This window comes from Corynebacterium sp. ES2730-CONJ, from assembly GCF_024834055.1.
Lineage (GTDB): Bacteria > Actinomycetota > Actinomycetes > Mycobacteriales > Mycobacteriaceae > Corynebacterium.
In genome coordinates, this window is record NZ_JANUXZ010000002.1 from 161558 (window position 1) to 181324 (window position 19767).

At 53.8% G+C, this 19767-nt stretch carries 24 protein-coding genes; 4 read left to right on the forward strand and 20 right to left on the reverse strand.

All coding sequences use genetic code 11. From position 1 onward, the window contains the following. Positions 1-24: 24 nt before the first annotated feature. Positions 25-996 carry a DMT family transporter gene (locus NXS13_RS02980; protein WP_259158047.1) on the forward strand — a complete coding sequence of 324 codons (972 nt, stop codon included), beginning with the start codon at positions 25-27 and terminating at the stop codon, positions 994-996. 117 nt (positions 997-1113) lie between these two features. Here NXS13_RS02980 and NXS13_RS02985 read toward each other — a convergent pair whose 3' ends face one another. Together NXS13_RS02985 and guaB are read right to left on the reverse strand one after the other, a co-directional pair. Beyond that, a complete protein-coding gene (locus tag NXS13_RS02985; protein WP_259289343.1) occupies positions 1114-2247 on the reverse strand; it encodes a GuaB3 family IMP dehydrogenase-related protein in 1134 nt (377 codons plus the stop codon). A 79-nt stretch (positions 2248-2326) separates the two neighbouring features. Then, entirely contained in the window at positions 2327-3844 is a 1518-nt protein-coding gene (gene guaB / locus NXS13_RS02990; RefSeq protein WP_259077257.1) for an IMP dehydrogenase, read from the reverse strand. Between the two features lie 322 nt (positions 3845-4166). On the opposite strand from guaB, the gene NXS13_RS02995 reads away from it, so the two are divergent. Next, a complete protein-coding gene (locus NXS13_RS02995) occupies positions 4167-4532 on the forward strand; it encodes a DUF5319 domain-containing protein (protein ID WP_396124723.1) in 366 nt (121 codons plus the stop codon). A 114-nt stretch (positions 4533-4646) separates the two neighbouring features. On the opposite strand, the gene NXS13_RS03000 is transcribed toward NXS13_RS02995, so the two are convergent. Together NXS13_RS03000 and NXS13_RS03005 are read right to left on the reverse strand one after the other, a co-directional pair. Beyond that, on the reverse strand, positions 4647-5540 hold the full coding sequence (locus tag NXS13_RS03000; protein WP_259077259.1) for a hypothetical protein: 894 nt from the start codon (positions 5538-5540) through the stop codon (positions 4647-4649). After that, positions 5541-6104, reverse strand: coding sequence for a sigma-70 family RNA polymerase sigma factor (locus tag NXS13_RS03005; RefSeq protein ID WP_259077260.1), 564 nt, complete (start codon positions 6102-6104; stop codon positions 5541-5543). Between the two features lie 223 nt (positions 6105-6327). Here NXS13_RS03005 and NXS13_RS03010 point away from each other — a divergent pair, with 223 nt between their 5' ends. Then, positions 6328-6648: a WhiB family transcriptional regulator gene (locus NXS13_RS03010; RefSeq protein ID WP_259077261.1), complete on the forward strand. Its 321-nt coding sequence runs from the start codon at positions 6328-6330 to the stop codon at positions 6646-6648. A gap of 43 nt (positions 6649-6691) precedes the next feature. On the opposite strand, the gene groL is transcribed toward NXS13_RS03010, so the two are convergent. From groL to alr, 8 genes are all read right to left on the reverse strand, one after another. Beyond that, complete coding sequence (groL, locus tag NXS13_RS03015; protein WP_259289344.1) at positions 6692-8299, reverse strand: chaperonin GroEL; 1608 nt, start codon at positions 8297-8299, stop codon at positions 6692-6694. Between the two features lie 33 nt (positions 8300-8332). Continuing rightward, positions 8333-8626: a co-chaperone GroES gene (groES, locus tag NXS13_RS03020; protein WP_259077265.1), complete on the reverse strand. Its 294-nt coding sequence runs from the start codon at positions 8624-8626 to the stop codon at positions 8333-8335. A gap of 157 nt (positions 8627-8783) precedes the next feature. Continuing rightward, complete coding sequence (gene tsaD / locus NXS13_RS03025; RefSeq protein ID WP_259289345.1) at positions 8784-9833, reverse strand: tRNA (adenosine(37)-N6)-threonylcarbamoyltransferase complex transferase subunit TsaD; 1050 nt, start codon at positions 9831-9833, stop codon at positions 8784-8786. Next, positions 9830-10306 carry a ribosomal protein S18-alanine N-acetyltransferase gene (rimI, locus tag NXS13_RS03030; RefSeq protein WP_259077269.1) on the reverse strand — a complete coding sequence of 159 codons (477 nt, stop codon included), beginning with the start codon at positions 10304-10306 and terminating at the stop codon, positions 9830-9832. The genes tsaD and rimI overlap by 4 nt, the downstream gene beginning before the upstream one ends. Before the next feature lie 41 nt (positions 10307-10347). After that, complete coding sequence (gene tsaB / locus NXS13_RS03035) at positions 10348-11103, reverse strand: tRNA (adenosine(37)-N6)-threonylcarbamoyltransferase complex dimerization subunit type 1 TsaB (protein WP_259077270.1); 756 nt, start codon at positions 11101-11103, stop codon at positions 10348-10350. A 119-nt stretch (positions 11104-11222) separates the two neighbouring features. Further along, positions 11223-11699: a hypothetical protein gene (locus tag NXS13_RS03040; protein ID WP_259077271.1), complete on the reverse strand. Its 477-nt coding sequence runs from the start codon at positions 11697-11699 to the stop codon at positions 11223-11225. A 196-nt stretch (positions 11700-11895) separates the two neighbouring features. Further along, positions 11896-12387 (reverse strand): tRNA (adenosine(37)-N6)-threonylcarbamoyltransferase complex ATPase subunit type 1 TsaE, encoded by a 492-nt coding sequence (gene tsaE / locus NXS13_RS03045; RefSeq protein WP_259077276.1) that lies wholly within the window; start codon positions 12385-12387, stop codon positions 11896-11898. 42 nt (positions 12388-12429) lie between these two features. Then, positions 12430-13548, reverse strand: coding sequence for an alanine racemase (alr, locus tag NXS13_RS03050; protein WP_259289346.1), 1119 nt, complete (start codon positions 13546-13548; stop codon positions 12430-12432). 189 nt (positions 13549-13737) lie between these two features. Here alr and NXS13_RS03055 point away from each other — a divergent pair, with 189 nt between their 5' ends. Continuing rightward, the gene (locus NXS13_RS03055; RefSeq protein ID WP_259077279.1) at positions 13738-14586 is read left to right on the forward strand and encodes a dienelactone hydrolase family protein; all 849 of its coding nucleotides are present in this window, start codon (positions 13738-13740) and stop codon (positions 14584-14586) included. On the opposite strand, the gene NXS13_RS03060 is transcribed toward NXS13_RS03055, so the two are convergent. The 8 genes from NXS13_RS03060 to NXS13_RS03095 all read right to left on the reverse strand — a co-directional run bounded on the left by NXS13_RS03060 (position 14583) and on the right by NXS13_RS03095 (position 19742). Next, the gene (locus tag NXS13_RS03060) at positions 14583-14798 is read right to left on the reverse strand and encodes a hypothetical protein (RefSeq protein ID WP_259289347.1); all 216 of its coding nucleotides are present in this window, start codon (positions 14796-14798) and stop codon (positions 14583-14585) included. The two genes, NXS13_RS03055 and NXS13_RS03060, sit on opposite strands and share 4 nt — an antisense overlap. Positions 14799-14803: 5 nt before the next feature. Next, positions 14804-15895 carry a hypothetical protein gene (locus NXS13_RS03065; RefSeq protein WP_259289348.1) on the reverse strand — a complete coding sequence of 364 codons (1092 nt, stop codon included), beginning with the start codon at positions 15893-15895 and terminating at the stop codon, positions 14804-14806. After that, the gene (locus NXS13_RS03070) at positions 15885-16190 is read right to left on the reverse strand and encodes a hypothetical protein (protein ID WP_259077282.1); all 306 of its coding nucleotides are present in this window, start codon (positions 16188-16190) and stop codon (positions 15885-15887) included. Before NXS13_RS03070 ends, NXS13_RS03065 begins: the two co-directional genes overlap by 11 nt. Before the next feature lie 223 nt (positions 16191-16413). Then, a complete protein-coding gene (gene glmM / locus NXS13_RS03075) occupies positions 16414-17760 on the reverse strand; it encodes a phosphoglucosamine mutase (RefSeq protein ID WP_259158031.1) in 1347 nt (448 codons plus the stop codon). Between the two features lie 217 nt (positions 17761-17977). Continuing rightward, positions 17978-18502, reverse strand: coding sequence for a 30S ribosomal protein S9 (gene rpsI, locus NXS13_RS03080; RefSeq protein WP_259077286.1), 525 nt, complete (start codon positions 18500-18502; stop codon positions 17978-17980). Continuing rightward, entirely contained in the window at positions 18499-18942 is a 444-nt protein-coding gene (gene rplM, locus NXS13_RS03085; protein ID WP_259077288.1) for a 50S ribosomal protein L13, read from the reverse strand. The genes rpsI and rplM overlap by 4 nt, the downstream gene beginning before the upstream one ends. Before the next feature lie 331 nt (positions 18943-19273). Continuing rightward, a complete protein-coding gene (locus NXS13_RS03090; protein WP_259077289.1) occupies positions 19274-19411 on the reverse strand; it encodes a hypothetical protein in 138 nt (45 codons plus the stop codon). A 43-nt stretch (positions 19412-19454) separates the two neighbouring features. After that, positions 19455-19742, reverse strand: coding sequence for a WXG100 family type VII secretion target (locus tag NXS13_RS03095; protein WP_259077291.1), 288 nt, complete (start codon positions 19740-19742; stop codon positions 19455-19457). Positions 19743-19767 lie beyond the last annotated feature (25 nt).

Below are 19767 nucleotides of genomic sequence, written 5' to 3' on the forward strand. Positions count from 1 at the left end.
TTTGCTATCAGCAACAATATTCCTATGAACGTTCTCCCGCGCCTCCACATCATGGCCCCAGCCGCTCGGCGCCCGCGCCTTAGGCCGCTCTCGCTATCTGGAGCGTGGATCGGGATCACTTTTGTGATCCTTGCGATTATCTCCCTGCAACTCGGTTCCGCATTAGCCACCCAACTCTTTAGCGTTGCTGGCACCTGGGGCACCGCTTTTTACCGCCTCGGCATCGCAGGTACCCTACTTTTGGCAATAACGCGACCAAAAATTCTTAAGTGGAATCGCACCCAGTGGACCCACGTCATCGCCCTCGGAATCGCCCTCAGTTTAATGAACGGATTTTTCTATTCGGGTCTAGCCCGTATTCCCCTTGGCACCGCCGTCACTATAGAGTTTCTCGGACCACTCAGCCTCGCTGCTCTCCTCTCCCGGCGCGCCAAAGATTTTCTTTGGGTGGGTCTTGCCGTTGTAGGTATAGGAATTTTCGGCCTGGAATCCTTCTTTTCCTCCGCCTCCCTCGACGGCCTAGGCCTCGTTTTTATCCTTCTCGCCGCATTCTTTTGGGCGCTTTATATTGTGGCTAGCGCAAAAGTAGGTCAGCATATTAACGGCACTGGCGGTCTTGCGGTCGCTCTTATCATCGGTGCGATCCCTGCCGCACCCCAAGGCCTAGCTAATATTTCAACGGTTGTATCTGAGCCAGTCTTTATTGGCTATGCAATTGCCACCGCTCTCTTGGCTTCTCTTATTCCCTATTCTTTAGAATTCATTGCACTGCGCTCGATCCCATCAGCAACCTTCGGGGTGCTGATGTCCTTAGAACCAGTTGTCGCTGCAATTATGGGATGGCTCTTGCTCAAACAGAATATTAGCGCACTCGGCCTCATCGCCATTGCATGCGTTATCACCGCCTCCATAGGAGCGACCCGAACGACCAAAAAGCCGCGCGTCGTCGACGATCAACCCGAAGAACCTATCCATGCTAGGAAAACACCAGCATAAAAGCTCACTCGGGCACTCTACGGTCGTAGAAAAAGCGCCGCCCCTTTTTCTCTAGGTCTTTAGGGCGGCGCTAAGATCGTTTCAATCTCTTCGATATTTTTTTCGCATGGGCTGCTCTTAGACAGCGAGTTCTACCTTCTGGAAACTCTTCAAATCGGCGTAGCCGCATTTCGCCATAGCTCGCTTAAGTCCCCCGACAAGATTTTGCGTGCCCAGTACATCCGTTGTGGGTCCTTGCAAAATCTGCTCCAAACTTGGCCGATCAGCGCCCTCTAAAGGCATGGGCAATTCAATAATCCCGCGCGGGAAACGAGGATGAGCTGCCACTGAAGGCCAGAAGAAGCCGTGACCTGCTGCCTCTTGGGCGGGGGCCAATAACGATCCCAGCATGACGGCATCGGCCCCACAGGCGATCGCGGTGACCATCGTACCCGAGGAATAAATATCCCCCGCGGCAATAATATGGACATACCGGCCACCAGTCTCATCAAGATAGTCGCGCCGGGCCGCAGCCACATCAGCAATAGCGGTGGCCATCGGTGGCTGGATACCTAAGGATTCCCAGTTCGTCGTTACCCCTGAACCCACGATCACACCGACTGCCCCAGTGCGCATCAGGTGTAAGGCAGTGGAATACTCAGATACTCCACCCACGATCACAGGAATATCGAGCGAGGAAATAAATTCCTTCAAATTTAACGGTTCCCCGCCACGGGCCACATGTTCAGCGGAGATGATCGTACCTTGGATAAAAAGCAGATCCGCACCAGCCTCAATAATGGTGGGGGCCAACTCCCGAGCATGTTGCGGAGAAACCCGCACTGCCACAGTGGCACCAGCATCGCGAATTTCCTTGATGCGCTGACTCAATAATCCTTTGCGAAGGGGAGCCTGATGGAGCTTTTGCAACACCGATACAGAGGTGCCACATCCGAAGCCTTCTTCGGCTTCAGCGGCTGCAATGAGCTCGCCTAGTACCGCGTCGATGTCTTCGTGTCGGCCTAATATTCCCTCCGCATTGATAACTCCCATACCGCCGAGGCGATCGAGTTCAATAGCAAATTCAGGGCTCGCGAGCGCATCGGTAGGCTGGTTGATAATCGGCACATCAAAGCTATAGGCATCAATATTCCAACTGGTATCCACATCTTGAGATGAGCGGGTGCGCCTTGAGGGCACAACCTTGATCTCTTCGAGTTGGTAGGTGCGGCGGGCTTCCCGGCCGATTCCAATTTCCACATATTCGCGCATGCGCTCACTCTTTCTCGCTCATCACAGTAAAGACCTCGCTATTTTAGCACTGGCTTAGAAAGCTAGGGCTGAAAGGGGTTTAGTGATAGTTGGGGGCCTCAACGGTTTGCTGAATATGGTGAGGATGCGATTCCTTGAGCCCCGCTGAGGTGATCTGAACAAATCGAGCTCGGTGCAGATCGCTAATCGACGCCGACCCGGTATAGCCCATCGCGGCACGCAAACCGCCAACTAATTGGTGCGCAATCGATTCGATTGGCCCGCGGAAAGGAACCTGACCTTCGATGCCTTCGGGCACCAATTTATCTTCACTCTTAACATCAGCTTGGAAATAACGATCCTTGGAGAAGGAACGCTTCTCGCCACTGAGGCCACGACCCTGCATCGCCCCCATGGAGCCCATACCACGGTAGCGCTTATATTGCTTGCCCCCTACAACCACCACATCGCCTGGTGATTCCAAGGTGCCTGCGAGCATCGATCCCAACATCACACTGCTGGCGCCAGCTGCAAGAGCCTTAGCAATATCGCCGGAGAACTGCATGCCGCCATCGGCGATAATAGGGACTCCAGCTTTATGCGCTGGAACTGAGGCCTCCATAATCGCGGTAATCTGCGGGGCGCCCACTCCAGCCACCACCCGCGTTGTACAGATGGAGCCAGGGCCGATGCCTACTTTGATGCCATCGGCGCCCGCATCGATCATCGCTTGCGCAGCCTGACGGGTGGCTAGGTTGCCACCAATAACGTCAACGTTTTCACCGAAGGTTTGCTTTACTCGGCTCACCATCTCCAGCACGCCGCGGGAGTGCGCATGGGCGGAATCAACGACAAGCACATCGACGCCGGCGTCGACAAGCGCTCCTGCACGTTCGAAGGATTCCTCGCCCACACCGATACCAGCACCGACAAGCAAACGCCCTGATCCGTCTTTGGCAGCATTGGGGTGTTGCTCAGTTTTTACAAAATCTTTCACCGTAATCAGTCCGGTGAGCTTGCCAGCAGGATCAACGATGGGAAGTTTCTCCACCTTGTGCTTGCTCAGCAAATCCAAGGCCTCGTCCTTGCTCACCCCCTCGGGTGCCACAAAGAGTGGCATAGGCGTCATCACGTCGCCCACCTTACGGGAATAATCGCGTTGGAAGCGGATATCGCGGTTGGTGCAAATGCCCACCAAAATGCCTTGTTCGTCGACTACAGGGAGACCTGAAATGCGAAATTTTGCGCACATCGCATCTACTTCGGCGATCGTCATATCGGGCGTGCAGGTAACAGGATCGGTGATCATGCCCGATTCGGAGCGCTTGACAATTTCCACATGGCTGGCTTGATCCTCGATAGAGAGGTTTCGGTGCAAAATACCCAGCCCGCCCTCACGCGCCATGGCTATGGCCATCCGCGATTCAGTGACGGTATCCATAGCGGCGGAAATAATAGGGATATTGAGTTCAATATTGCGGCTCAACCTCGTCGTGGTGGATACCTCCGAAGGAATTACGTCGGATGCATCCGGCAGGAGCAAAACATCATCGAAGGTAAGCCCCACCAAAGCCACCTTATTGGGATCATCGCCACCGGTTGATACGCGCTGAGTCATAGATATTGTCCTCCTGAGGAACGTGAAAAGAAATATGCGTGAAAATTATAGAGAAGGTTCGCACTGCACAGATATAGCTTGAGCGGCTGCACGAGATGATCCTCGCGCACACTCACAACTAATCAGCTTGCTACTAGCGTAGCGCTTTATACAAAGAGGGAGGAAACCCTTGGCCTTATATAAACTTCTCTGTCCTCCACGAGTTCTTCTGATTACTGGAACGTTGCCGCGAAATTAGAAGGAGATAATGGTGAAGCCCCATTAAGATTTGTGCCTTGTAGCGCAGCACCCTAGGGTTTAAAGAGTGAGTGAATACTGGAATATGCCCCGCGACCCATTCGCTGACGACCCCTTCGACCCTGCATCCTTTCTAACCGAAGACGACGAAGCTATTGAGCTGAGTGAGGATGAGAGAATCCTGTTGCAGCGCGAACTCGATATGGTAAAGAAATTTCGCCTTATTTTAGAGCCCACCGGACTCAAGGGTTTAGTATTTTTCTGCGATCACTGTGACGACGAGCATTTTTGCACATGGGATATTGTTGAGGGCAATATGCGATCCACTCTGGCCGGCGAGCTGGCACCCATGCACGAACCCTGCTTATATCCGGATCAAGACGCCTACGTATCGTGGGAATATTGTACTGGCTACCTCGATGGGATGCACCGAGCTGGCCGTCATTCCTAAAAACCGTCATTTCTCACATCCGGTTCAGCTAGCACCGTGACACTAGCACCTGCTATTTTTTCGCACATCGAGACGAGGCTAGACAAGGGCTGAGAGCGCGGGCTTCAAACGGTTCTACGGGCGCACATTCTCCGGTATGACCAGTGGCGGCAAAGGCTGTGCCGGCCTAGGCTCCGCTGGTGCATCGGGTTGTGGAACCGTAGACGAGGCAGGATTATCTGCACTAGGCGATGCGCTCCCCTGCGGACTTGGAGTCACCGTGGTAGCGGGAGAATGTGGTTTGACCGAAGGCTCCGGCGTCAGAGTTACGGTAGTGGTGGTGACCTCCGTAACTGGAGGTGGGGTGACCGTAACCGTAACAGTTCTCTTTTCGATATCGATACGCGCCTGCGCGCGATTCGAATCATTTAGACGCTCGACAATGGAACGGGCTTGCTCTAGTAATTGCCGCGCACCTTCGGTGTCACCTAAATTATTGCGAGAATCAACCTCTTCCAAGGTGGAGGCTAGCTCGACCACTGCAGCTTGATCTGTCGTACCGAAAAGCTGCTGGTATAAGCCATACAGCGGGCTAGTCTCGTCGGCATTGAGAATCGTTATTCCACCGCCGGCGATGATAAGAGTTGCAGCTGCCGCTCCCACCAAACCGGAGGCGATACGGCCAAACTTGTAGCGACGATGACCGAGATCAATGACCTCCGCGGAAGTTTCCTCTGCGAGAGCGGAATCCACCTCAGGGGCAAAAAGATGAGTCGAAATCGGTGGGAAGACGCTAGTGGGATCATCCTGAGCGGGAATTACGCCCAGTTCGCGGACGCTGGGAGTTCGTGGGATATCGCGGTAGATCTCTTCACGGAATGCGAGGAGGTTGCCAGCCAAGTCATCGGTACCATTAGAGGGATCAACGCCTGAAGAAATCGCGTCCACGAATTCATCAGTGGCGCGCAACTCAGTGAAATTCACGTCGCTTGCGCCCGATTGGTCGCCGCGATGACGTCGGGATGTCATTTAGATCGTCTCCTGCTCAATGGCTTTACGCAGAGTCGCAAGCGCGCGGTGTTGCGCGACACGAACTGCACCTGGGGTGCTGCCAATAATTCCAGCGGTTTCCTCCGCTGATAGCCCAACGAAAATTCTCAAAATCAGAATCTCACGCGGCTTCTCACTGAGTAAATCGAGCAATGCCCGCACTCTGTTACTACCTACCTCTAGCAGCGCATATTCCTCTGGAGTTTGGGTATCACAGTGCGTTTCAGGTACCTGCTCTGTGGGATTGGACAGATCCCTGGAATAGCTGCGGTGCGCATCGGCAACCTTGTGAGAAGCAATTCCATAGACAAATGCCATAAAGGGACGACCCTGATCGACGTAGGTGGTCATTGATTTCACTACCGCCAGCAGGATCTCTTGGCAAACATCCTCTGGAGTAGGTTGGCGTCCCCCGGTAAGGCGGGCACGGGTATAGCGCAGAACGAGGGGGTGGACAATCTTGAGCACGCGATCTAAGGCCCGAGTATCGCCAGCGGCGGCTAGGGGAACAAGTTCCGCTAGAGCTGCTTCAGTATCACTCATAGTGTTTGTGTGGCCTTCGGGTCGGAGAGAGGAAGAAAACTAATACATGGTTGACGATCTGCTTCCCTATGGTACCCAGTCTAGATTGCTACTTGGGGTTTGTGAAAAATGTGCGAACCACCTTCTCGCCTTGTCACCACCACGACGGTCTTCGGCAGATGGAACCTTAAGCGCCATAGGTTAGTCCAATTTTCCAATAAGATAGAAAGGAGACGCTTAACCTATGAATCCATTCACAGCCGAAACCAAGACTAAGATTCAGCATCGACCAATCGCTAACGAATGGGAGTGGCAGCATCTAGGCTCTTGTCACGAATTTACTGCTAAGTATTTTTTCAATCCCGAATACGAGCGCGGTGTCGCTAAAAAAGAACGGGAACAGCGAGCTAAAGCCATCTGCGCCCACTGCCCAGTACTTGCGCATTGCCGCGATTTCGCTTTAACTCAAGCCGAGCCCTATGGGATTTGGGGAGGGATGAATGCGGAGGAACGAATGCGCTATCTACTCAGTCACAGGAACAAAGAAGAGGAGCTAGTACCATAAGGGGGATCCTCGTGATTACTAGCTCCACTCGATGTTAACTCTCCTAGTGGCTATGTCCTCCGGAAGGGGTGGACTCAGCAGGCTTTTCTACTATAGATGCCTCAGTAGTGAGCACCATTCGTGCTACGGACGTAGCATTTACCACTGCGGAATGTGTGACCTTTACAGGGTCAATAATTCCCTGTGCCAGAAGGTCCCCGTACTCCAGGGTCGCGGCGTTGAAGCCGTAGCCATTATCCATCTCAGCGGTGCGCGAGACTACAACGGCACCGTCAAGGCCAGCGTTCTCGGCAATCCAAAAAGCGGGCTTGACCAGAGCATGAGCTAAAGCCATGACACCTACTTTTTCATCACCCTCAAAGTCGTTGGCGTAGGCCTTGAGATCTTGGGCAATCTGCACGAGTACTGAGCCGCCACCGGCGATAACGCCTTCTTGAACAGCAGCGCGGGCGGCGTTAATAGCGTCCTCAACGCGCAGTTTACGCTCGGAAACTTCGGTCTCGGTTGCAGCACCCACGCGAACCACGGCTACGCCACCGGAGAGCTTTGCCAAGCGCTCCTCGGCTTTTTCGCGGTCCCAGGTGGATTCGGTTTGGGCGATTTCGCGGCGAATCTGCTCGCGCCGACTCTCCAGTTCTTCGCTGGTTCCCTTACCATCAACAATGATGGTTTCGTCCTTGGTTACCGTGATCCTACGGGCATAGCCTAAGACGTCGAGACCAGAATCCTTTAAGGTCACACCCACCTCTGGATCGATGACCGTTGCGGCTGTCACGACGGCGAGGTCGTCCATGAAGGCTTTGCGTCGCTCTCCGAAATACGGCGATTTTACAGCTACAGCTTGTAGCGTCTTCCGAATAGAGTTCACAACCAAAGCTTGCAGCGCCTCACCTTCAACATCTTCGGCGATAATCAGCACCGGCCGGGAAGCCTCTGCAATCTTCTCCAACAGGGACAAGAAATCAGGTAGTGAGGAGATCTTATTACGAACCAGAAGGACATAGGTATCCTCCAGAATCGCCTGTTGGGCATCGATATCTGTGATGAAATAGGGCGATAGGTAGCCCTTTTCGAAAGATACACCCTCAGTGACGTCGAGATAGGACTCGATTGACTGGGATTCTTCCACCGAGACGACGCCATCCTTGCCCACTTTTTCCATAGCGGCTGCGACCATATCGCCCACCTCTTCATCGCGAGAGGAGACGGTTGCCACATTAGCTATATCACTGGAGCTTGAGACTTCGGCAGCGCGCTCAAGAAGTTGCTCCACAACGCGCTGCGCACCGCGCTCGATGCCCCTATTCAACTCGATAGGGTTGGCGCCAGCCGCTACGTTACGCAAACCCTCCGTAATGAGAGCTTGAGCTAAAAGCGTGGCGGTAGTTGTGCCGTCACCAGCGATATCATTGGTTTTCACCGCAACCGATTTAACGAGCTGAGCACCTAGGTTCTCAAAAGGTTCTGCGATGTCGATGTCGCGTGCGATGGTGACACCATCGTTGGTGACGGTTGGCGAACCAAAGGCTTTATCTAATACGACATTGCGCCCGCGGGGACCCAGCGTCACCTTCACTGCGTTTGCTAGTGCGTCAACGCCTCTGAGAAGGCCCTCGCGTGCCTCTTGGTCGAATGCAATGAGCTTTGCCATAAGTTTCTAACCTTCGTCTTTTTAAGGTGATGCTTAGTTCTCGATGATGGCAAGAACGTCGCGGGAGTTGAGCAGGAGGTATTCCACACCGTCGTACTTCAGCTCAGTTCCGCCGTACTTGGAGAAGACAACAGTATCGCCTTCCTTGATATCCATTGGGACGCGGTCGGCGCCATCGAGGCGGCCCGGACCAGCGGCGATAACGACGCCCTCTTGTGGCTTCTCCTTAGCGGAATCAGGGATGACCAAGCCCGAAGCGGTAGTGGTTTCAGCTTCCTTGATCTGGATCAGAATACGGTCTTCCAGTGGCTTAATATTCACTGCCATGAGAATCTCCCTCGTTCAACTATCAATATTGTTTGTGTCTTGGGGTGCTTTAAAAAAGCAGCCACTTGGCACTCTACCCTCCCAAGTGCTAACCCTTCAAGCTCTTCACACTCGTGAACGCTGACAGCGAACGCTCACCTTATTGCGCTCTCCTTTGCTACCGCGCCAGGAGTGGAATCTCCACCTCAAGGGAGGTATCAGTGCCTACAGTCCACGCTGAGGGCGAAGCAGATTCTACAATCAACTGGCAAGCAAGAGCCGCGATCATCAATCCATTATCGGTACACAATTCGAAGCGCGGAACCCGGAGAGTTATTCCAGCTGTTTGACAGCGCTGCGCCGTCAGTTCTCGCAATCTGGAGTTGGCTGCAACCCCGCCACCAAGAAGCAGTACCTCGGCACCAGTTTCCTTGCATGCACGAATAGCTTTAGCGCTTAGAACATCACACACAGCTTCCTGGAACGATGCACAAATATCGGGAATGCTAACCATTCGGTCCTCGCGCTCGGCCTGCTCAACATAGCGCGCCACCGCGGTTTTTAGACCCGAAAAACTGAAATCAAAACGGTGTGGGCCGGTGTGATCGGAGGCCTTATTAAGAGCTCGCGGAAATGCAATAGCGGTGTTATTACCGGTACGCGCTAGTGTGTCAATGACCGGTCCTCCTGGGTAGCCGAGTCCGAGCAAGCGGGCGACCTTGTCATACGCTTCTCCAGCAGCGTCGTCTAAAGTGCTGCCCAACTCCCGCATCGGCTTGCCCACTTTCTCCACTTCCAACAGCTGGGTGTGTCCACCTGACACGAGGAGAGCTACTGCGTGCGGTAAATCGTCGCCTTCCAGATTGGCCACCGCAACGTGCCCACCTAGGTGATTAACCCCGTAAAATGGCACCCCCCACGCAGCGGCGTAGGCTTTGGCAGCAGAAGCTCCCACCAAAAGTGCGCCAGCGAGTCCAGGTCCCACCGTAGCGGCTACCGCGTCGGGTCGGCTGATCCCAGCTTCCGCTAAAGCTTGCCGCATCACCGGTTGCATAGCTTCTAAATGCGCACGAGAAGCAATCTCGGGCACGACCCCGCCGAAGCGGGCATGCTCCTGCATGGATGACGCCACCGCATTAGCCAAGATGGTCATGCTGTGATCCTCGCCCAATTCAATAATACCCACGCCGGTTTCATCGCAGGAAGATTCAATACCTAAAACGATCATGATTGTTCATCCTCTTTCTTCTCCCGCACCATGGTAAATGCATCCGCACCGGAAGGTTGATAGTAGTTTTTACGCACCCCAATTTTCACAAAACCAAAACCTTCATACAGCGATATGGCTGGAATATTGTCACAGCGAACCTCGAGGAAAATGGGGGCATTTAAGGTTTCGGCGAGATAGACAACATTCTCCATCAAAAGCCTGGCCGCGCCCCGCCGCTGAAAGTGGGGATCTACCCCGATGGTGCGAATCTCAGCCTCGTAGGCACCTGGAGTGCCAAGAAAGGCCAACCCCACGTAGCCTAGAAGCTTTTCTGGTCGCTGCGGATCAACCACGGCGAGATAGCTGGTGAACTCCTGAGCTAGTTCAGCGCGAAAATCCGCTTCAGTCCACGGACTGTCTGTTGGAAACAGTTCTCTTTCCAACTCCACGAGGCGGTCAATATCACCTGAGTATACTTCTCTAAGCTGCACAGATTATTCCGATTCTTAGTGTCCTGGCTGGGTATGGACCATCATATGCGCTTAAAATGTGGCGAAAGAGCTTTCGATAGCGGCACTTTTTTAGGCTCCTTAGCGTCGGGGCGCCGAAGATATAGTGGGACCAGCGGCGCTGTCCTGACAGCACCAGATGGCTCTAATCCACTCAGGTCTGCTTGGGCCACCAGATCACGCGCGCCTGCATGGAGATGCACACGGGTGACGCCCTTATAGGCAGCGTTTAAGTGCGGTGCAATGTTCTCAGGGATTGAGAGCAGGTCAATATCTGTGAAACCAAGATCAGATTCCGGCTGGGGCTGCCCTAATTGCTCGGGGCGGCATACCTCTGGGCCCGCTACTGTCTGAATACGCCCCTCCAGGAGGCGGAAAGATGACCAATAAATTTCTTTACGGCGCGCGTCCGTGGCCACCACGATACGCGCAGCAGAGGGGTATTGAGAGAACAGTCGATGAGCCAGGGCCTCATGGCTGGGTACCCCAATTGCTGGAATTCCTAAGGCATCAGCGTAGGCTTGGGCGGTCGCCATTCCTACCCTCAAGCCCGTGAAGGGGCCCGGCCCAGTTCCTGTCACAATGACGTCGAGATCAGCAAAGCTTAAGTCTGCCTCATCTAAAACCTCGAGAGTAGTGGGAACCAACATCTCATTGTGGGCGCGGGCATCATCAACAATGCGTTCGCTTATCAGAGCTTTTGGCACACCTGATTGATCGGTGCGCACTACTCCCACAACGAGGTTCTCGGTCGCGGTATCTATCGCTAGTACTAACACCAGACTAAGGGTAGTCACCCCCATCGCAGGATGCGAGCCTATGCCCTTTTCATGACAAAAGCCCCAGCTTCCTCTAACAGAGCTGGGGCCACAGGACTAAAATAATATAGTCTCCGAGGTTATTGCGCCGCGATAGTCCACGCGCCAGCAGGACTCTTAACTAATGGGATCATCGCTTGGGCCTGGAATGGTTGGGTCGCTACTTGGCAAAGATCAACAAGGTCGCGGTCAAGACGCTCGGTGCGAATCTCGCCCAGCTGAGAACCCACAAGCATATAGTTGTAGCCCTCCTTGATGGGGCGGCGCGGAAGACCTTGGAGCTCGGACTCGTCTACATTGAATTTTTCAGCAACAGAGGAACGGCTTTCCCCTGGGCATACAATGGCTGCCACTTGGTAGTCCGAACCGTAAACATCATAAGGAGAAATGCCGGTGACGGTAAGACCTGCAGCATCCACAGTCTTGACGGCTTTTTCCAAGGGGCCAACTTGCTCCGTTGCAGCATGGCTGACATAGCTTGCTGTAATAATGCCGGCAAAACCAATGACGATCATCGCAATAGCGACAGCAATAATATTGCGGATAGTTGCAGTCATTTCCATAATGTTCTCGATTATCTCCTGTATACATGCGGTTAGTGCCCCACCGAAGTGGTCTCAGCTCATTGTATTCTACCTACGCGGTGATAGCGCGAACGAAACTCACCCCTAAAAACGACCGTTGGCTCTGCGGCTAGCTGTGGCTCTGTGGCTAACGGTAACTAACAGTGGCGAGCAGTGGCTAGCACTGCACCTAACCAACCATATGCCACCGTATATAGCGAGCTTGGGAGGTGGGATCTTCTACCACGGCGGTCTCGCGATCAAATGAAATAAAGAGATAGCTATCAGCCAATTGCTCAATAAGACCGCCGCCCCATTCGGCCACCACCACTGCCTGATCCAATTCAGTATCTAGATCAAGGGAATCTAGGGCTCCTTGAGCATCCACAGCATGAGGATCCTCACCGAGTAATCGGTAAGCATCAACGTGGATCAAAGTAGGCCCGCCAATTAGCGATCGATGTTCTCTCGCGATGACGAAGGTGGGGCTCGTAATACGGCCCTTTACCTGCATACCACGAGCAAGACCTTGGGTAAACGTCGTCTTGCCGGCACCCAATGGGCCGTCGAGAATAATGACGTCGCCCGCCTCTGCCGCAGCACCGAGTTGCGCAGCGAACTCCTGGGTATCAGCTGCGGTTTCCAGGCGGATATTCCCTGATTGGGGAAAAGTCTTGAGCATTCTTTTAATCTCCTTCGATAGTCACCTTCAACCGGTTATTACTTAGGAACTCGCTTCCCGATAAAGGCGGCTCGTTCGACCCGTTGGACTGCAGATCACTTCGTAATTTATCGTTCCCCACTGCTCAGCCACGTGGTCAACATCGAGAGTATCGGAACCAAACAAAACTGCTGTATCCCCTACAGCTACCCCGTGTTCATTACCGCCAAGATCAATGATGAACTGATCCATGCAAATGCGTCCAATATTCGGGTAAAGGCGGCCATTGATATCTACCTCTAGGCTGCCTTGTAGCCGGCGCGGCAAGCCATCAGCGTACCCAATGGGAATAACTGCGATATAACCATCGGCAGGGGCATGCCACGTATGGGAATAACTCACTCCCTCTCCACGGCTCACCGGTTTAACCACGGATACTTTGGCCTCCCAGCGCATAGCTGGGCACAGCCGCCATTCCGGCATGGGAAAGGGTTTGGCACCATAGAGTGCAAGTCCTGGGCGGGCCATATCGAAAAGGCAATCGCTTCGGCTCAGTAGAGCAGCAGAATTCGCGATGTGGTTGGTGCCCAGGGTGAGACCATGAGAGCGCCCCAGCGCGATCGCTTTCCGAAAAGCTGTGACCTGCTCATCATTTAAAGGGTCGTCGGGGGTGTCGGCGGCAGCCAGGTGACTCATCATCCCGGTGACATCAACACCCTCGGTTTGATGTAATAGCCGCGCCACCTCGGGTATGTGATCAATAGATAGGCCAGAACGATGCATACCGGTATCAACTTTTATGGTTACCCGCACCGTCGACTGGGTATTTCTTACCCCGCGACGAGCCAAGGCTGCGATCGCTTCGGCCGTTTCGATGGAAAAGACAGCAAGATCGATATCATTTTCAATGGCTTCGACAACAGGCCCCTCCGGGGACCATATCCAACTTAAAATGGGCTGGGTGATGCCGGCTCTGCGTAGCTCAAGGGCTTCTTGGATAGTAGCTACCCCGAATTGGTCGGCACCGTTGGCGCTCATGGTGCGAGCAACTTCGATGCCGCCATGATTATAGCCATTGGCCTTGACCACGCACATCAGTTGCCCAGGAGCGACGAGGTCCTTGAGAGTGTGAGTATTATGGGCGATAGCAGCTAGATCAACAACCACCGAATTAAGATCCATGGGATTTATTGTGCCACTTTCCCTATCCCCCAAGCACCTTCTCCACGGCTAGGGCGCCAGAATATTAATGGCAGCAGCACCTCGGTACCCAGAAGATTCCCCTCTTCTACCCTTGCTTAATTCGTGATCGAGGGCATATATCACCACGCTATGCCAACACAGCGAGCATTTTCGACTACCCTTGACTTCGTGAGCGTAAATTTAACTAAAAAGATTAAAAAATACTCCCGCAGAGGCCCGAACCACGTACTCGTGGGAGATCTCTCTTATGCAGGTTTACCTGGCAAGGTCTATAGCCCAGCCGAGGGTGAAGCTCTACCTGGCATCGCTTTTGGCCATGACTGGCTGAAAAACTCTCGCCACTACCATGCTACCCTCAGGCACCTTGCTAGCTGGGGAATCGTGGTGGTTGCGCCCGATACTGAGACAGGTATCAATCCTGATCACCAAGGTTTCGCGGCCGACTTGGAAACCGCTCTCCAGGTATTAGTGGGCGTTCGTCTCGGGGCCGGAAATATTACCGTTGCTCCTGGGCGCTTGGGTCTTTTCGGTCATGGCATGGGAGCCGGTGCGGCGGTATTAGCAGCCACTGGTCATGAGGATTTGAAGAGTGTGGTGGCAGCGTACCCCGCTCAAGTATCCCCTGCTGCTGAATTGGCGGCGCCACATGTGCCAGCCTCTGGTTTGGTTATCGGTAGTGGCGATTACCCGGGTCTGGATTACGGAAATGCCCCGGCTGTGGCACAAGCGTGGAAGGACTCCTGTCTCTACCGCGAGTGGGAGGATGCTTCACACACCACTTTGCATGAAAATGCTCACTTCCGTCTCTTCTCTAGTTTGGGGAAAGAGGCTAAGAGGCGTGAGAATATCGTCGGTTTTATCACGGGCTATCTGTTGGCCACCCTCAATGAGGATCGTAAGCTCTCAGGTTTTACAGAGCAGGATGCCGAGGCTACAGGTATGAGAACCTTTGATGCTGCGGAATTAAAAGAACGTGCCGATTTAACTGAACCTCGCGGCCTTGAGATGCCATTTTAAAATCGCACCGGCCTGAGGATACTGCGCGCTTTCCCCCTTTGGTGGGAGGGCGCGCTTTTTGTTTCATGCTCGGTGTGCGCTGGTAATTCTTGCTGGTGCTGCGCCCGAATTCGGGCGACCTCTGCTGCAGCTTGAACCATACGTTTTTCAAATTCGCTCATTGCTCGAGAGTTCTCTTCTTGGAATTCTGCAATAAAACGGTCATAACCCATACGAGCTACCAAGATCCAGAGCTATGGAGCCCACGGCCTAGCCCCGAGACTTCGCTGTCTGGTTGAAAAACCGTCTCTGCGTTGCCGGGCTGAATAGTAATTGGGGTCTCCGGGTCGACTGTAGCTCGAGGTGAGGCCTCGATAGGTGAACTCGGTTCAGCCATTGGTGGGGTCTGGTGCTGCGAACTAAGCTCCAGCGTTTCTTCTAAAGGACTAGCAGCCACTGGAGTGGCTGCTACTACCTGGTCTGTAGTTGACAGCGAGTGCTCTATCATATCTGCCAATACCTCAATAATAGTGTGGCTCGCTTGGCAGAAGGCTTGAGCCGCCACCATAGAGCGGTGGAGATTGGCACCGATTGTATTCATGAGGGACACCACCGGTGAGTCCAGATTTGCTGCTGAGAGTAAAAGTCCCCCGCTGGAATCGGTGACCACCGGAGGGTCGGGCTGGGAAGAAGATATTTCCATGGCGCCTGGCACATCACCTCCGGGGTGCATAGCCGTATCCACGCTCTCTAAGAGGTGGCCTAGGATTTCTCCCACTTTTTTATCATGCAGAGTGCAGATGCGAATAATCGCGTGCGCACTAGCCTCAATAGCTTCGCGGCCTTGAGTGACTAGGCTTGCGTAGTCGATCGCTTCGCGAGCTAGATCAGTTCGACTGAGGGTATCTGCTAGGGAGCTGCTGAAAGTTTCAAAATCCTCCACCACACTGGCGATCCCATTGATTGCATGCTGGTGGATGATATCTGCTGCGCGCAAAGCCGCCAGAGAGTGCTCGTTGATATGCTGCGCGGCGGTGTCTGCTGCGGATATGCCTCGATAAGCTGCTGTGAGTTGATGGGCGTGTGTAGTCAAGCCACTCGCGCACAGTTCGGTGTTGAGGTGATGATCTATCTGGTCTATCCCAGAATTGAGAGGTTGGGCGATGCGTATTGCCGCAGCTACAACGCTTGCGGGTTGCCAACTCTCCGCCGAATCGAGGCTGAGACCTAGACGCGACTGCACATCGGGAGCAATATTGATTTTGCCATCGCTTGCCGCAATCAATTGGTGGACTGAGACCATAAAGCGCACATAAAAGCTACTCATCATGAGCTCGCAGTTCTCGGGCTATGGTCTCATCAACATCAACGATGGTACAAGTGTGATCATAAAGGGCGTCTAATTGCTCGGCAACCGTGCGACGTGCCGCTATCCGACGCCGCCAGACTTCTTGGTAGTGAGATCGAAGCTTTTCTATTTCGGGGATAAAGTACTCGCCCAAGGCGTGCGGAAGCACATCGTCGACGGGGGCTTCCGGCAGTAAGTCAAGAGCAGAGTGAGCCGAGGTCGCGCGCTGGTGAATGAGGTCTCTGAGCTCGATGCTGAGTTGTAGATCCCTAGGCATATACTCACTATCCCGCTTTCCTTAGAGGAGCTGGGCTCGCGTATACGCTGATGAATATACTGAGCGCCCAGCCGAAAAGAAATATTTGTTGGCTGGAAGATCAGACTGTTCTCATATACGAGCGGTTCCCTGTGTGAGAGATTTTTTATTCGCTTCCCCACGCGTCCATCCAAGTGCACGCGAGCCCGAGTTTGGTATGCGGCTCTATCATATCCAAGCGGTTTTAGGAGACCTGGGCGACCACTGTCGCAAGTTGGCCGGCTATGCGTCCGGCGCTTTCCTTCGTGGCAGCTTCGACCATCACCCGGAAAAGCTCCTCCGTACCGGAGGCTCGGAGGAGAACTCGACCAGTGCGCCCGAGCTCGGCTTCCGCTTCAGCGATAGCCGCAATGACCTTGGGATGGTCGGCGATGACAGCCTTATTAGCCACGGGCACATTGATGAGGACTTGTGGCAGGGTTGTCATAACTTGGGCGAGCTCAGCGAGGCTTTTCGATTGCTCCGCCATGCGGCTCATCAAAGCCAAACCGGTTAGTGTGCCATCCCCCGTTGTGCCGTAATCGGGCATGACAATATGGCCGGATTGTTCGCCACCGAGAGAAAAATTACCCTCATTGAGATCTTCGAGAACATAACGATCGCCTACTTGGGTGGTACGTACGGTGATACCAGCATCCTCCATGGCTATCTTCAATCCGAGGTTACTCATGACTGTTGCTACGAGAGTAGATTTCCGTAGTTCGCCGTCTTCTTTCATAGCCAGCGCTAGGATAGCCATGATCTTATCCCCGTCCACCAGGGCGCCCGTGGCATCGACGGCAAGGCATCGATCGGCGTCGCCGTCGTGGGCTAGGCCTAAATCGGCACCGTGTTCGAGCACTGCAGCCTGTACTTTGTCGATATGGGTTGAGCCGCAATTATCGTTAATATTATAGGAATTCGGCTGGTCATAGATGGCGATGACCTCGGCTCCGGCAGCCTGGTAGGCGTGCGGGGTGACCGTTGAGGCGGCTCCATTGGCGCAGTCGACGACCACCTTGAGACCATCGAGGCGCCGTGGCATAGCTTCAGCTAGATGCGCTAAATAGTGCTCTTTTGCATCGACAGCTTCTTCGATCACGCGTCCAATACCATGACCAGTCGGGCCAGATTCTGGCAGGGACTCCATAGTGCGCTCGATAAGATCTTCGACCTCGTCGGGGAGTTTATGCCCTCCTTTGGAGAAGAATTTAATGCCATTATCCGGCATAGGGTTATGGGACGCCGAAATCATCACACCCATATCAGCTCCATAGAATCCGGTGAGGTACGCCACCGCAGGTGTTGGTAAGACACCGACCCGGAGAACGTCTACTCCTCGGCTAGACATGCCGGCAGCAAGAGCAGCAGCCAACATCTCGCCCGAAACCCGGGGGTCGCGCCCGATCACCGCGGTGGGACGACGTTTTGAGGTGCGGTGCTCAGACGTAAGTACTTCTGCTGCTGCTTGGCCTAAACGCAAGGCCATCTGGGCGGTCAGTGATTCGTTGGCGAGCCCGCGGACACCGTCCGTGCCGAAGAGTCGAGTCATAGGTGAAATAACCCCTTTCCAGGTTTGTGCAATCCCTCTCAGGATAGTCGTGAATATAGAAAGTTCGTAGTTAAAAACCGCGATGATTCGATTCTTTAGTCTCTAAACCCAAAAAATATGGCCACGTTGGCGAAGTTTCCGATAGAGCACAAGCCGCTCTTCTTTGGAGACCAAAGAAGAGCGGCTTGTGTATATCTGTACTGAAATCGAGCAGATATTAACGCTTGGAGTACTGAGGGGCACGACGGGCCTTGTGCAGACCAGCCTTCTTGCGCTCAACAGCACGAGCGTCACGGGTGAGGAAGCCAGCCTTCTTCAGGGCTGCACGATCCTCAGGGTTGTAGATATTGAGCGCACGGGCGATGGCGAGGCGGAATGCGCCTGCCTGACCGGTGGGGCCACCGCCAACAAGGTTGGCGTGAATATCAAACTGACCATCGCGATCGAGCAAGGCCAGTGGAGCCTTGATCAGCTGCTGGTGCAGCTTATTGGGGAAATACTCCTCCAGGGTGCGTCCGTTGCAGATGAACTGGCCGGATCCCACTTGCATACGAACCCGGACGATGGCGCGCTTACGGCGACCAACGGTCTGAATAGGGCCTTCGTGCAAGACGGGAGCAGCAACTTCAGCCTCAGCTTCGGGAGCAACGGCTTCTCCGATGGTGGTGGTGAATTCCTCAGTCGCTGCTTGAGCTGCGGCGAGGTCGGCTGCTGTGGTGTCGTTTAGATTCTGATCGGTCACTGTGCCACCTGCTTAATCTCGAAGGTCTCTGGCTTCTGAGCAGCGTACGTGTGCTCAGGGCCAGCGAAGACGTGAAGCTTCTTTACGGAAGCGCGGGAAAGACGGTTATGTGGCATCATGCCCTGAATGGATTCCTCGACTACGCGCTCCGGGTGCAATTCCAACGAGCGACCCAGGGTCATGGTCTTCAGACCACCTGGGTAACCGGAGTGGCGATAACGGAACTCGCGGTCACGCTTATTAGAAGAAATATGTACCTTGTCAGCGTTGATGATGATCACATGGTCACCACAGTCAACGTTGGGTGCGAACTGAGGCTTGCCTTTGCCGCGGAGTAGGTCGGCTGCGGTAACAGCCAAGCGACCCAGAACCACGTCAGTGGCGTCGATAACATACCACTTGCGGGTTATGTCACCGCCCTTTGGGTGATAAGTAGACACTTATTGACTCCTTTAAAGTCTGTCTAGAACTGCCAGCCAAAAATATGTGCAACTCCAGAGCTGGAAAACGGACACCTTCTACCGCATTAATTCTGTAGAAGTTTCAACCCTCATTTCAGCCCTCATCACTGGCGGCCGGTGGAGACCCAGTGATATAAGCTTTTTCTTCCGCTCCAAGATTTGACGCTACGTGGCGTTTGTCTTAGTGGCGCGAAGACACACAGAGGACCAATTCTAGCGGACGTTCCACACCTGGCCAAAATCCTGCACCAATACATAAGGCCATAGAGCCCTGTGCTTTGGTGCAGGATTGAGATGGTCAGCAACAGGTTCAGAGCTTCACGCTCGACCCTTGGGCGGAATTCTCCTCGATTGGGCCTACCACAGCTATCGTCATCGGTTCCGCGCGCTTATTAAGAGGATCACTCTCAATCATCAGGGGTTTGTCGGGAGAGATCTTCGTTGGCATTACTTTTTAAGGGCCTCTACCCTGTAACTGACACATCGCGGTTTTAGGACCAGGAGCTTGCGGCTTGCTTATTAACTTCACCCATACGATCATTACCGGAACGTACGGTTTGTGCGATGGTAGCAAGCACGGTATTGAGTTCGGCAGCAGCTTTGTCCCATTGCAGCTGAGCGTGCTGGTAGGCCGCGGCCGAATCGCCTTCCCAGCTAGCAACCATGGGCTGTATCTGAGATTTCAAGGCATCGAGTAAAGCATTGATGCGAGCTGAGGTGGCCTGAATATCGCCTGAGGCCGCCTCGATTTCGCCGAAGCCGTATTTAATCATATCCATTATTTTTTCTCCTTCAATGAGAATG